Source organism: Gordonia sp. B8661-1, assembly GCF_059427765.1.
The window spans coordinates 627,302-640,369 of the sequence record NZ_JCAHRL010000002.1; the positions used below are offsets into that span (position 1 = coordinate 627,302).

The following is a 13,068-nucleotide window of genomic DNA, read 5'->3' on the forward strand; positions in this document are numbered from 1 at the left end:
CCTAGAGGGTTGTTGCCGATGTGTGTTGTTGCTCAGGACGGTAGAAAGGGGCGATGCGCGTGGTGAGGCTGTCGGTCGGCATCACCTCCCTTCGGTGGTGGTCGCGGCGCCGGTCTGCGCCGGCACGTATTCGAGGGCGGCCTCGACGACGCTGCTGCCCATCACCGCCAGGACCCGGTTGGCCGAGTCATCCTGCGGCGCAGCAGTGGTCGTGGTGGTCGCAGCGGTGCCGGTGGTCGAGGTCTCGGTCGCCGTGGATGCATCGCCCTTGATCGCCAGCACGTCCGCCTGTCCCTTGCGCAATCCGGCAGCATCGGCGGGCACGTCACCGGTCACCGCGTACGTGCCGGCCTTGCCCGACGGGCAAGCACCGGCGGCATCAGTGTCACCACCTGGCCACGACACCGCCGCGCCGACCCGGAGGCCGTCACCACTGGTGTCGACCGGGATCTTCCACCAAGTCTGCTTCGTCGGGGTCCGCGGCGAGAAATCATCGACCGGGCCCTGCTGCTGCGGTTGTGGCAGATAGACGGCCCAGGAGTTCGCAGACAGTTGCAAAATCTGCACCTTCTCAGCCTCGCTCCTGAGCGCCGAGGAGACCTGGCTGGGCACCGGTTCGGCGTGGATCACCCGCAACCGCATCGACGCCGACGCCGGGATCGACACGCTCTTGTCGACCAGGGCTTTGGCCAGGTCATTGCAGACGTCAATCGGGGGATGCGTGACCTCCTGCACCTTTTGGGTCGCGGTGGTCTTGGCGGCATTGGTCCTGCTGGTCACGTGCTCCTTGATCTGCGCCGCGGTGTGCTGAGATCCGATGCTGTGCAGTCCATAAGCGACGCCACCACCGACAGCGAGCACCACGACTGCGGCCACCGCGACAGCGGCCTTGGGCACGCGTCGCGCCGGAGCAGTCACGCTCTCGCCGGTCACTGGACCCGCCGCCGGCGGCTGCGCCGCAGGCGCGGGATCAGGGGTAACCGGTGCCGGCTCAACTGCCGGGATCTCCTCGATCACCTCCTCGACGACCTCGACGTCGTCGCCGAACTCGCTGGGATCGACCGGGTTTCCGCGCTCGTCGAAATACTCGTATTCAGGCATCGGGGGCCTCCTTCTTGACAACCACCCGGCGCACCACACGCTTGGTCGGGACGGTCTGGGCCGGGGCGGGTGCCACCGGCTGCGGCTGATGGATCGGCTGCGGTGCGGGAGTCTGCTGTGGCTGGTAGCTCGGCACGACAGGCTGCTGCGCGACCGGGGTCGGTGTCATCTGCTCGGGCCGCACCACGCCCTTGCTCTTGAGCGAGGCGAAGAACCGGGGGAACAGCCCCGGCATGACCACGATCGAGCCCAGCACCAGCGCCACCGCACCGGCGACGAACACGTTCTCGAACACCCCCAAAGCCGCGGTGATCGCCACCCGCAGGCCCAAGAACGCCCCGCCGTAGGCCAGGCCGATCAGCATCAGCACCGGCAGCGGGCAGCGCGAGAGGTAGCCGCTGGACACGTTGGTCGCCGACCGCCCGACGTTGCGCAAAAAATCCACGTCGGCATCGGGTTCGCCGGTCGGTGCCGTGCGCGCCGGCAGACTCAGCACCCCGCGCGACCAGAGCCGACCCGCCACGAAGACAGTCGCGGCGCTGAGGACCGTGGCGATCTTCTCGGCGTAGCCCTGCTGGGCGATGACCCACGCGAGCATCCCGGTGCCGGCGAAGACCATCAGGGTCGCCACGATCCTGATCACCTCGCCGGTGCCGGTCTGGATATGGACGTTGACCGGCTGGGGCGGTTGCTGATTGCTCATTTCTTCTCCTCGTTGTCGTCTCGTGCCTCGCGCTCGGCTGCACGCTGATCGCGTATTCCGGTGACCGCCAGGGCGATCGGGCCGCTGTAGTGGCCCAGCAGCCGTGGCACGGTGGTCAGGGCCAGCACGCCGATCACCAGCGCGGCCAGGGTTACTGCCCAGAGCACTGCCTCGCCTCGACCCTGTGGGGTCCAGACCAGCACCGCGATGCCCCCGGCGCCGATCACGAGCGCTTGTCCTGTTGCGCGGCAAATCCGTTGCGGCCCGGTCACGGTCGAGCTGGTGGCCGCGGGTCGTGTGCCCGACACGGGTTGCGTGATGGGCAGCTCGGACTCCATCCCGGCCAGTCGCCGGGTGTCGGCACTCAGGTCACTCATCGTCGTAGTCCTCATCGTCGTAGTCATCGGTGTCGGGGACTTCCTCGCCGTAGATGGCTGCCAGCTCGGCCTCGCGCTGTTGCTCGGCTTCCCAACGCTCATAGGCGCTCTCCGGCTCCGGCTCGGAAGTCGATGGCTCGGCACGCTCGCCCTTCCACGGGTCGAGGTCGAGCGTGTCTGCCTCCTTGACCTCGACGAAGGTGCCGTCGGCGTTGCGGATCGGCGCGCCGACCGCCTTGGCGGGCACACCGCGCCAACCCCACAGCGCGATCAGTGCCGCCACGGTGAGCCCGGCGATCACCAGTTGCCAGACCAGCAGCGCCCACCACGGGCCGAAGTCGACCAGGCTGACGGGGAAGTGGCGGTCGAAGTGCGGCGCCGGGCGGAAGCCCACGCCGAGCACCGATGCGATCACGGCGCCCGACACCGCGGCAGCCGCCCAGGGCCAGGCCCACAGGCGCCCGATCGAGGGGCTGCGCCGCCACAGGATCTTGTAGACCCCGTGCCCGGCCAACAGACCCAGGCCAGCGAACACCGCCATGATCAGCCCGGCCACTGCCCACCGGGGCCGGTGGTGGCGCGAGCCGTCCCCGTCGTGGGTCAGCCGATGCCACAGGCCGGGGCTGATCTCGTCCTGCACCGCGGTCGCGGTGATGCCGGCGCCCGAGCGCTCGCCGCGACGGGCCGAGCGTTCGAGGATCTCCGCGCGCCGACGCATCGTCGCCGACAGGGCGCCGCCGTGGGCGCTGGAGTGCCCGACCAGCCACGCCGCGCGCTGGCGCTCCCAGCGCTGCACCGACCGGCTCACCGGTGACCGTCCAGGCACTCGTCGAGCTGGGCCGTCGAGGTGATCGGGACGCACGCCCGCACCTGGTCGCGGTCCACGCCGCTGCCACCGCTGCTGCATCCGCCGCCCACTGCCAGCCCGACGACGAAGATCGCGACCGCACCGATCACCTTCGCCGCGGTCCGGGGGCTGACCCGCCGCCCAGCACCTTTCGCCTTCGCCATCTCGGCTCCTTCCGTGTCTCTTGACCATACGCTACCCAAGGTGGGTAGAGTAGTCAATACGGAACCCAAGGTGGGTACGTCGTAAGATCCGACGAGAAAGGCGATCACCATGTCCAGCAGAAGGGGAACCACGTGTCCACGGAGTCGAAGTTGAGTGCCAAGCAGGTCGTGCCGTTACGGCCGAGTGAGCTCGCTACGCTGCGCGACGCCGCCAAGGCGGCCGGCATGAGCGCCGGCCTGTTCAGTCGGACTCTGCTGCTGAATGGCTTGGGTCGCGTCGACGAGCTCGCCGACGCCATCGCCGCCGAGAAGAGCGCCAGCGCCAAGCGAATCTCCGAGGGCGCCACCGAGGCCATCAATCAGCGGTGGGAGCACAGGGAGGAAGAATCATGACCAAGAAAGACGACGAGGTCACCGACGAGCCGTTCGCAGGACTCCTTGACGTCCCGAACTCGGCCGACGGCAAGCCCGGCATCATCACCGACGAGGCCAACTACGGACGTGCTGACGGCCAAATCGCTTATACAGCACCACATTTGGCGGTCATCGGAAAAACGGGATCAGGTAAGAGTCGGACCGTTCTCGCGCCGAACTGCGTCCGCTGGGGTCCGCGCGCGCTGGTGGTGATGTCCAGTAAGGGCGACCTCAGCGAGGAGACCATCCGACGTCGCGCCCAGTTCGGCACGCAGTACGTCATGGACCTCTCCGGCGAGATCCGCGACGGCAAGATCAAGGGTGTGCCGCTCACTCCGGTGCGCATCGATCCCTGCGCGTGGATCGAGACCGACGACGAGGCGATGGAGATGGCCAGTTTGTTGATGCAGATCGGCGACGTCGGCGCCGGCGGCGACGGCCAGGGCTCGGGTGACAGCGCGTTCTGGAAGTCTTTGGCTCGCAGGCGCCTTGCCTGCCTGCTGCGCGCCGGTGGCTTCTACACCGACCCCGACACCCGCGAGAGGGTGTGGGGCGGCGGCATCACCTGGGTGCTGGAAGCCGCGGAGAACGTCGGACCCGACGCCGTCAAGGAGAACGAGAAGAAAGTCAAGAAGAAGGGCAAGAAGAAGAGCAACAACAAGGGTCGCGGCCTGACCCAGGAGGGCCTCGATGATGACGATGACGAGCCCGCAGCCGAAGAACCCGAAGAACCCGAGCCGGTCGACATGACCACACCGAACTGGACCACCGCCTACCTGCGCGCCTACTCGGTGAACTCGCGCCATGCGGACTCGTTGATGGCCGCACGCGCGATGGACGAGCGCCAGCGGGACTCGATCGGCATCAACCTGCAGGTCGCGATGGGCGCGTGGGCGATGGAGTCGACGGCAGCGCCCGGCGCCAAGGTCTTCAACCCCTCGATGCTGGCCACCGGCGGCACCCTGCACATCGTGGCCGGCATGGACGGCGCCGCGCCCACTGTGGTCTCGACCGTCCTCATCGAGATCGTCCGCTACTGGCGCAAGCGGGTCGGCAGGCTCGACCCGGTGATGTTCGTCCTCGACGAGTTCGTCAATGGCGCCCAGATCCCCGCCCGGTACGTGAATCGCTGGATTTCAGAAGGTCGCGGACTCGGAATCCGCCTATGTCTAGGGCTCCAGTCAACGAAGAGCCTCACCCGGCTGTGGGGCCAGGCCGCGGCCGACGAGTTCCGCGCAATCATGCCCGCCGCACTCATCCTGCCCGGTGCCGGGGAGACCCAGATGCTCCGCGATGCCGCCGAGACCACACCGCCCGAGGAGCGCGTGGTGACCACTCTCGACGCAGGTGGTCGAGCTTCGCAGAGCCGCCAGATGGTCCAGCCCACCCACGCCGAGCTGCTGCCACCGGGGCGCAATCGGACCGATCCCCGGATCTCCTACGGGCGGCTCCTGCTGGGGGGTATGGCCGGCGTCCGGGTGCGCCTCTACGACATCTCCCGCACCAACCTCAGGGCCGAGAAGGACTGAGAACACCACGAGCAGCAGGACCCCGCACCACGGTGCGGGGTCCTGTTCTCGTCTCGGGTCACATCGACTGCGACTGCACCCGGTCGCGACTGCGCTCGGTTTTGACACTTGACCGCTCGAACTTGCGCTGCGCGTCGACCATCTCCTGCCGGGTGCGCGGCCGGTCGGCGCCGGAGGAGGTCGCCTCGGCGCCCCGCCTCGATTCCCGAGCCCGGTTCTCGGCCGCCTCGCGGCGCCTCGCCTGGGCAGCCTGACGCTGGCGTTGGGCAGTCCTGTACTCGGCACTGGACAGTTCGGCCTTGCCGAATTGCTTGGCCACCTCCTCGGAGCCGCCCGGCTGATCGAGCAGCCGCCGGATCTCGGCGGTCCGCTGCTCGCGCTCCTCGCGCTGGCGGCGCTGCGCCGCGGTGTCGTTCTCGGTGCTCATCACTATCTCCAGTCATTCTCGTCGAGACGCACGCCCGTTCGCAGGAAGTGCGCTATCGCCCGCCACTCGCGGGCCTTGTGCCGCAGCGTCGCGGCCTGCTTGCGGTAGCCGTCGGCGATGTCGAGGCTGCGCATGTGCATCAGCGTCCCACCGCCGTAGAGGCGCGGACCATCTTCGTATCGCTCGTCAGCCTGGCGCTCCAGCAGAGCGGCCTCGGCGTCGAGGCCGACCGCCTCGGCCACGCACGCCCGTGCGGTCTGCTCGTCCTTCGTCGTCGGTGTCGTCATGCCCCGAGCCCCTCGTTCGTCTTCTTCTTCTGGGCCTTGGTCTCGCCCTGACCCTTGTCAGTGCCCTGGCCGCGACTGACGCCCTCCGAAACCTTCTTGCGGAACGTGCGCCCGTCCTGACGCGCTTGGCCCAGCGTGAGGTCCTTGCCTGCACCCCGATCCTGCGCCATGTCGACCCTGAGCTGCTCCCAGGCGTTGGTCACCACGGGCTTGCCGTCGTCGCCGATCACTCGGCCGGGCTTGCCGTCGGCGTCGTAGCTGACCTTGTTCACCGGGTACCGCTTCAGAGTCGATCGGGCCTTCACCTTGAAATCGTCGAGCACCTTCTCCGTGGCCTGCTCCCGGCTCAGACCGGAGACCTCCAGCAGTTTCGCCTCGGCCGCGGATCGCTTCTCGCGCGCGGCGGTCAGCTCGTCGGAGACCTCCTCGCGTGCGGCATCCCGAGCCGCCTCGTAGCCCTCTTCGAGCCCCTCGGTGCGAGCATCGTCCTTGATCTTCTCCGCCTCGGTCTCGGCCTCCTCACGAGCGTCGGCGAGCGTTTTCGCCTTGACCATGTCAGCGGTGGTCTGGGCATCGGCCTTGATCGTCCTAGCCTCGACGCGGGCAGCATCGGTGATGGTGCCCGCCTGGACCTGGGCCGCAGTGACGATCTCGTCGGCCTGAGTGCGCGCATCGGTCTCCAGCGACTCGATGCGCTGCACCCGCTCAGCGATCCCAGCGTCGACGTCGACGGCCAACGGCCCCTCGCCGACGTCGACCCGGGCGCTCACCCGACCGTCGTCGCCCCGGATCAGCTCGACTCCAGGGGTCGGCTCACCGGTCACCAGTGCCTGTGCGGCCCGACCCTCGTAGGTGCCGCCAGTGCTGCGCACGTGCTCGGTGTAGGCGGCCTGGGCCTGCTCGTCGTCCCACGGCGGCTTGCCATCGACGGTGAGGTACTGCGGCCTGGGCCGGTCCGGTGCCACGGTCGGCGTGAGCGGCACCAGCACCGGCTCGGGCACGTCGAGGGTCTCGCCGCGCTCCAATGCCGCCGCGTTGGCCTCGCATCGCGCCTCGACCTCGGCCTTGGTGAACTCCGGGCCGATGCCGGTCTTGCCGCGGGCGCGCGCCTTGCGCTCCAGCCCGTCGTCGCCGACCCATGCGTAGCTGACGCCGGACTGCCCGTGCACCTGGACGTCGACGGCCATCGCCTGGCATCGGGTCACGTAGTCGGACCAGCCGTCGGACTGCGCCAACGCCTCGCGGAGCTTGAGTCTCACCTGGTCGTGGTTGGAGTAGCCGCGCGCTGCTCGCTGGGCCAGGTCTGCCTTGGCCACCTGGCCCTCGCTGAACCGCCGGCAACTGTCCACGTAGGCGGCGTTGTCGTAGCGCCACTGCTCCAGCACGACCTCGTCGACCATGCCCTGGAGCCGATAGATGTTCTTGATGTCGCCGTCGATGGCGCGCCCGGCCTTGTAGTGCTTGACCAGCTCGTCGCCGTCGGCGCTCGTCCACCGCAGCGTGACCTCCTGCTCGGCGACGTTGGCCACCATCACGTGGGTGTGCCAGTGGCCCTCCACCCACCGGCGGTCGTCGCCCTCGCCCTCCCAACGCCCGTTGTCGCGCTGGGTGACCAGCTTCGCCTGCCGGCCGGGGAACGTCCGCGCCACCCATTCCCGGGCGAGCTGGTGGGCGAGCCAGCCGTGGAAGTCGTTGGTCGGGTCCAGCTCCTCGTGGCTGTGGCTGAGCACGTAGGAGTACGCCTCGCGGACGAGGCTGGTCTGCCCGAAGGCGAGCGCCGTGCGCCGCATGTCGGGGACAAAAGTCTCGGGCGTGCAGTCGCCGACCGTGCTCACGTACTCCGCCCGCTGGCTCGGACCCCGCGGGTTGTCCTGGTCGTGGGCCGGCGCGGTGCCCATGTAGCCGTCGAGGGACACGGGGTCGTCGACCGCGCTGCCCACCAGGGTGGTCATCGCTCCACCAGAGCCTCGACGCTCGCCCGGAGCCGGGCCAGCTCCGCGGAGTTGGCGTCCAGCGCCGCGCGCAGCTGCTGCATTTCTCCGGTGACGCTCACCGGCAATTCCTTGTACCGATTGGTGAATTTAACGAGCTGATTGAAATTGTTCCCCTGGCGCGCCAGTTCCATTCTTTGATCGCCGACGGATTTGGCGACGGCCCGCAATTCCTCTTTCAGTCCTTTGCGCAGCTGCTCGCGCACGAGCACTTCCACTCCGGCCGTCCGGCGCTGCAGGTAGGCGTCGACAGCGGCCTGCACGATCACGGTGATGCTTCGGCCCTCGACCTCCGATCGGCGCTGGAGCGCGGCCCGGGTGCCGTGGCGCGGGCGCCAGCCGATCAGCTTGTCCAGCTCCGGCCGCTGCGCCCCCTTGCGCGCCCTCCGGGGCTTGGCCTCGCGGGCGTCGAAGCGCGGATCGATCCGCGCCGCGGCCCGGCACCAGCTCGCCGCCCGCTTCTCGCTGACGCCGTCGATCGCCGAGGCGATCTCCGCGTACGTCGCGCCTTCGGCGCGCCGTCGCAGCGCGTCCCGCACTGCGGATCGCGACGGCTCCGGGCCCCGGGGGCCCGTCACCGCCGCGACGACCTCGGAGGCCAGCACCGTCAGATCCACGACGGCTGACGCCGTCGGATCTTCGCTGCTGGCCTCCTCGGTCATGGGAGCCACGATACCAGAACATCTGCGACCGGAGGTTGCAGCCACGGTGAACGTCCCCGCCGTTAAACGTCGGCGGCTTCGCCGCCTCCGTTCAACGCCCCTCTCGCTGGCGCTCGCGGGGTCCGCGGGGGTCCACCAGGGGGGTGCTGCGCCCCCCTGGACCCCCAGCCAACAAACGGCCCTGACCTGCGACGATGCGATCATCGCCCCGAATGCGCCCACGCGCCGGCTCGGCCGCGCATCCGAGAACCGCCGCCGACCGGCAGAAAAATGGCCCCTGCGTCACGGCGCCTTATTACTAATGGGCCTATTCCGTCGGCGCCATACCGCGCCGTTTATGCCGCGAATCGCCTGTGCAACCTGCTGACCTGCGAATAACCGCCGCGAACACATAGCCACCGCCAGCGGTTCCGAGGGCCTGAAACAGAATTGGTGCTGGCTATGTCCGATTTCAACCCCTGGTCAGAGGCCATTTTCACTGGCTGGGTGCCTTCTGGCCGTGACGCAGGTGTCAGGGTGCCAAATATCGGCCCCTGACGGCCTCGACGGCCGGTGCGGGGGCCTCTGCGGGCACCATCAGTGACCGGTGCGATCCCGCGGCTGTGGCCGCCGATCCGGTGGCGGGCGCGTCGTCACATCGCCCGAGAGGCTCGGGACGCGCAAGGGGATGGGCAGCGGATGCCGGTGCCCATCAGGTCGTTGCCCGGCCGGCACGGGCCAGGGCCGCCCTGCTTCCTCTCGCACGTCCATCGCGGCCGAGGATCGCTGCAGGCCGCTGAGCGGGCCGCTGCGGGCCGCGGAGCCCCTCGTGGCCGCTGCAACTGCGCGGTCGCCGCCCGGAGCCGTCACCGGCGCCGTCAGCCCCCGGAAGGAACCCCTGGTCGACGGCCCGGCGATCGGCGGGGATAAATCCACGGAAAAGAGACGGAAGAATTGCACCGCAGGACGCAGGAAAATGGTTATGAATAAATGCCCGAGCGCCCGGAAAGAATGTCGCTGAGAAATGCACATCGACATCGAAACAATGACCGACGACCCCACTGGATAAATGCCGCCGACAAATGCAGCAGGCCCCGATCCCGTGGTGGGATCGGGGCCTGCCTGCAGCCATCTGCTCACATCAGAGCACTGACTCCACCAGCGTATGCGAGTGGCGGCCGTGCGGCTGCCTGGTTGCGTCCGCCAGCTCCTCGCCGGACGCCCTCCACTTCCGCACCAACGTCCGGTCCACGCCGACCGCGTCCGCGACGGCCCGCTGGCTCTCGCCCGCAGCGGTCAGCCGCAGGACCTCCGCCACCACCTCCACCGGCTTGATGGTCCCCGTGGCGGCGTGGACCGCCCTGGCCAGCTCGATGGTCGACTCGTCCACCGGAGCGGCCGACTCCAGCGGCTGATCCGCCACTGCGGCGGGCCCAGCCGCCATCGTGGGCGACTCGGCCACCGGGTGGGTGATTGCGGCGGTGGGCGCGGTGGGCGACTGGTTGGTTGCGGCGGTCTCGTCGACGGCCGCCGGAGCCTTCGCCACCGGCTGCTGGTGGTGGATGGTCGACTCGCCGGTGGACTCGGCCACCCCCCCGCTGACCTGCGGTGGTTCCCCGGAATCACCCACGGAACCAACCACGGAGTCGGCCGAGTCGCCCACGGGATCACCCACCGAATCGCCCACGGCAGCCGCCTCTGCGCCGGTGGTGGTCGAGTGGCTGGTCGGAGCGGCCGAATCGCCCACGACGGTCATCGCCGGTGATGGGCGATCCGCCACGGTGGTGGTGACCGGTGGGACGACCGGCATCGGCCGATCATCCGCCACCGGCGCTGCCGGCTCGTTGGCCACCACGGCCTGATCGCGCCGGATCAGGTCGCTGGCCGCCCACAGCGCCAGCGTCGCCCCGATGATGGGCAGGTCCACCGTCAGCGGCGCCAGCCACGCCAGGTGCCGCTCGATGCCGAACAGCTCTCGTGCGGCATAGGCCAGCGCCTCGTAGCTGATCGCGAACGAGATCACGGCCACCACCGCGGCCAGCCCGGCGGTCACGGCCCGCACCCACCCGCCGAACCGCTTGGCGGTCAGCACCGTCAGCTCGGTCATCATCAGCAGCAGCAGCGGGAACACCGCCGCGCCGACCGACGCCAGCACGGACCCGCCGGTGACCGAGTGGGCGTGCAGGGCGTTGCCCGCCACCGACAGGGCCACCCCGGCCACCAGCACCACGGCGTAGTACCCGCGCTTGTGCTCCTCGGACCTGTTCGGCTTGGTCATGCGACCATCTCCTTCGCTAGATCCTCGATACGTCCGGGACGGAACCCGGACCAGTGATCGTCGCCGACCACCACGACCGGCGCCTGCAGGTAGCCCAGGGCCATCACGTAGTCGCGGGCCTCGGGGTCCTGGCTGATGTCCACCACCTCGTAGTCGAGGCCGTGCTTGTCGAGAGCCTTGTAAGTCGCGGTGCACTGCACGCACGAGGGCTTGCTGTAGACGGTGATCATGCGGCATCACCGCCCTCGATCTCAGGGGCGCGTGCCAGATCGCGGGTCCATTTGTCGAGGATTGCCGCGACCCTCTCATCGGTCTCGTGGGCCGGACGGCGGCCAGAGCCGGTGGCCGGGGCCTGCTGCTGCTCGGCGTCGGCGATGGCCTGTTCCACGGCGCGGTCGGACGCCGCCACCGCTGACGCAGCGGCGTAGAACTCACCGAAGCCGTACTTGGTCGCGGTGACGCGGGTCAGCGCCGGGCACCGGCTTGGCAGACTCTGAGCCCTGGCGATCGTGCCCGACGGCGTGTTCACCATGCGGGTCCAGCGGGCCAGCTGGCCGTACCCGGTCAGCTCCTCCTCGAAGTCAGACTTCGAGTTGCCGTCGCGAGGAACGAGCCGCACCTTGCCGAACTCGCCGAAGTGCTCGATGACGAACTTGGCCCCATCGCTGCCGATCCAGCCGGTCAAGCGCGGCTTCTTGCGGTTGTCGTTGCCGTCCCGCTCGTCGCGCCAGAGCCCGCTGCCGGTCGCCTCCGGCACCAGCCGGTCCAGAAACGCGCGCTTCTCGACGGGGACAGAACCCTTGCGGGTGCCCCGCATCCAGCCGACGTACGCGTCGTGGAGCATGTCCAGGGGCAGCGAATCGAGTCCGCTCCCGGCGAAGACCTCGCCGAACTCGGCCCAGAACGCGACCACGCTGTCGTTGTTCTCGCGGTAGGAGTCCAGCGCCGCGCTCACCTCGGCAGTCTCCGTCAGCGAGTCGATGGCGCCCAGCTGCATGGCCTGCCACACGAGCCACTCGCGCACGCCGTCGCGCTTGACGTAGTCCGCCTTGATGGCCGGGTCCTTGGCGATCTCGGTGCCCTTGTCCATGAACCGCTTGTTGAACTTGACGATGAACAGCCGCCGGTCGACCGCTCCGGTCTTGTCCTTGATCTTCGGAAGCCTGTTGACGCTGAAGATCATCGGCACGTACAGCTTGACCGAAACCGGATCCTTGTGCTTGCGGTTGACCTGGATCGAGTCGTGCGACGAGATCGCCTTGAGCAGTCCTGACGACGCCATGAACCCGTCCGGGTTCGACTCGTCGGACAGGTTGGCGACCGCGCCGATGAGCTGGGTCAGCATGAAGCTGTCGGTGGCCCCGCCGAACGCCTCCAGCGGGATCGAGACGCACCGACGTCCCGTCGACCCGCCCAAGATGCACCTCAACATCTCAAGGACAGTGCCCTTGCCGTTGGACCCGTCCTCTGCGTACAGCATGACGACCTTGTCGTCGCGGAACGAGCGGGGGCGCATCGCCCAGTTCACCAGCTCCAAGATCGTGCGAGCACCCTGCTCTGAGCCCATTGTTTCCACCAGCCAGCTCCACGGGTCCCACGAGGTGCCGTCAGCCCTGGTGATGACCGGCAGCGGAGGCTCGGTGAGAGGCATCCGCGTGCGCACCTTGGACAGCACCACCCGATCGGGCGAGTGCGGCTCGCGCTCCCCGGTGGACACGTGGTAGACGCAGTCCTCGAAGAACACCAGATCTGAGTCCTCGCACTGGCGCCGCAGCGGCGCGAGGTCGCGGATCGCCCGCAGGCACTCGTCGAGGTACGAGCCCTTGGCGGTATAGAAGACCTCGCGCATCCAGCCCGTCAACCGGTTGGAGGAGCCGAACGCCTCCACGTGGCAGCCCTCGTCGGCGTCGTAGACCGCGAGCATCGCGCTGTCTCGGTTCTCGCCGTCGTCGGTCGGGATCAGAACGACCCGGTTGTACGCCAGGAGCAGCTCGGCCGCCTGTCGCGGATACAGCTCCCTGATCCCGCGCGGTTCCTGCTCGCGGGCCTTGCACCACGCCGCGAGAGCGAGGTTCGTCGCCTTCAGCAGCTCGGCCTTGGCCCGCTGCGGGCTCCCTCGGAGCGCCTCCGGGCGGTCCGTCCCGCGCAGGAACTTCTTGGTGGCCGCGGCGATGACCTCGTCCTCAGTCATCGCCCGCATGTCCCGCGCGCCGCTCGCGCCATCGGAGGCGGATGCAGTAGTATGCGTAGTTGTACCCATTAATCGCTCCTTCCAGGCGATCAGAGGCACCCTCGCGGACCTGTTACCA

At 68.8% G+C, this 13,068-nt stretch carries 14 protein-coding genes; 2 read left to right on the top strand and 12 right to left on the bottom strand.

What is annotated here, in order from left to right; genetic code table 11:
- Positions 1-81: 81 nt before the first annotated feature.
- The 5 genes from AC4JJG_RS06975 to AC4JJG_RS06995 are packed head-to-tail and all read right to left on the bottom strand — an operon-like array spanning position 82 to position 3,192.
- Complete coding sequence (locus AC4JJG_RS06975; protein WP_495400195.1) at positions 82-1,101, bottom strand: hypothetical protein; 1,020 nt, start codon at positions 1,099-1,101, stop codon at positions 82-84.
- A complete protein-coding gene (locus tag AC4JJG_RS06980; protein WP_495400196.1) occupies positions 1,094-1,804 on the bottom strand; it encodes a hypothetical protein in 711 nt (236 codons plus the stop codon). Before AC4JJG_RS06980 ends, AC4JJG_RS06975 begins: the two co-directional genes overlap by 8 nt.
- Complete coding sequence (locus AC4JJG_RS06985) at positions 1,801-2,181, bottom strand: hypothetical protein (protein ID WP_495400197.1); 381 nt, start codon at positions 2,179-2,181, stop codon at positions 1,801-1,803. Before AC4JJG_RS06985 ends, AC4JJG_RS06980 begins: the two co-directional genes overlap by 4 nt.
- Entirely contained in the window at positions 2,174-2,989 is an 816-nt protein-coding gene (locus AC4JJG_RS06990; protein ID WP_495405746.1) for a hypothetical protein, read from the bottom strand. Before AC4JJG_RS06990 ends, AC4JJG_RS06985 begins: the two co-directional genes overlap by 8 nt.
- Positions 2,986-3,192 carry a hypothetical protein gene (locus AC4JJG_RS06995; RefSeq protein ID WP_495400199.1) on the bottom strand — a complete coding sequence of 69 codons (207 nt, stop codon included), beginning with the start codon at positions 3,190-3,192 and terminating at the stop codon, positions 2,986-2,988. The genes AC4JJG_RS06990 and AC4JJG_RS06995 overlap by 4 nt, the downstream gene beginning before the upstream one ends.
- Before the next feature lie 132 nt (positions 3,193-3,324).
- Here AC4JJG_RS06995 and AC4JJG_RS07000 point away from each other — a divergent pair, with 132 nt between their 5' ends.
- Both AC4JJG_RS07000 and AC4JJG_RS07005 read left to right on the top strand, forming a co-directional pair.
- A complete protein-coding gene (locus tag AC4JJG_RS07000) occupies positions 3,325-3,585 on the top strand; it encodes a hypothetical protein (RefSeq protein WP_495400200.1) in 261 nt (86 codons plus the stop codon).
- Positions 3,582-5,135, top strand: a complete 1,554-nt coding sequence (locus AC4JJG_RS07005) for a type IV secretory system conjugative DNA transfer family protein (protein ID WP_495400201.1) — start codon at positions 3,582-3,584, stop codon at positions 5,133-5,135. The genes AC4JJG_RS07000 and AC4JJG_RS07005 overlap by 4 nt, the downstream gene beginning before the upstream one ends.
- A gap of 58 nt (positions 5,136-5,193) precedes the next feature.
- Here AC4JJG_RS07005 and AC4JJG_RS07010 read toward each other — a convergent pair whose 3' ends face one another.
- The 7 genes from AC4JJG_RS07010 to AC4JJG_RS07040 form a co-directional block, all read right to left on the bottom strand.
- Positions 5,194-5,562, bottom strand: coding sequence for a hypothetical protein (locus AC4JJG_RS07010; RefSeq protein WP_495400202.1), 369 nt, complete (start codon positions 5,560-5,562; stop codon positions 5,194-5,196).
- Positions 5,563-5,564: 2 nt separating this feature from the next.
- Complete coding sequence (locus tag AC4JJG_RS07015; RefSeq protein ID WP_495400203.1) at positions 5,565-5,849, bottom strand: hypothetical protein; 285 nt, start codon at positions 5,847-5,849, stop codon at positions 5,565-5,567.
- Positions 5,846-7,801, bottom strand: coding sequence for a relaxase/mobilization nuclease domain-containing protein (locus tag AC4JJG_RS07020; RefSeq protein ID WP_495400204.1), 1,956 nt, complete (start codon positions 7,799-7,801; stop codon positions 5,846-5,848). Before AC4JJG_RS07020 ends, AC4JJG_RS07015 begins: the two co-directional genes overlap by 4 nt.
- Positions 7,798-8,502 carry a hypothetical protein gene (locus tag AC4JJG_RS07025; protein ID WP_495400205.1) on the bottom strand — a complete coding sequence of 235 codons (705 nt, stop codon included), beginning with the start codon at positions 8,500-8,502 and terminating at the stop codon, positions 7,798-7,800. Before AC4JJG_RS07025 ends, AC4JJG_RS07020 begins: the two co-directional genes overlap by 4 nt.
- 1,120 nt (positions 8,503-9,622) lie before the next feature.
- The gene (locus tag AC4JJG_RS07030) at positions 9,623-10,759 is read right to left on the bottom strand and encodes a helix-turn-helix domain-containing protein (protein ID WP_188584821.1); all 1,137 of its coding nucleotides are present in this window, start codon (positions 10,757-10,759) and stop codon (positions 9,623-9,625) included.
- Positions 10,756-10,989, bottom strand: a complete 234-nt coding sequence (gene nrdH / locus AC4JJG_RS07035; RefSeq protein ID WP_188584822.1) for a glutaredoxin-like protein NrdH — start codon at positions 10,987-10,989, stop codon at positions 10,756-10,758. Before nrdH ends, AC4JJG_RS07030 begins: the two co-directional genes overlap by 4 nt.
- Entirely contained in the window at positions 10,986-12,950 is a 1,965-nt protein-coding gene (locus AC4JJG_RS07040; protein ID WP_188584823.1) for a phage/plasmid primase, P4 family, read from the bottom strand. Before AC4JJG_RS07040 ends, nrdH begins: the two co-directional genes overlap by 4 nt.
- Positions 12,951-13,068: the final 118 nt, after the last annotated feature.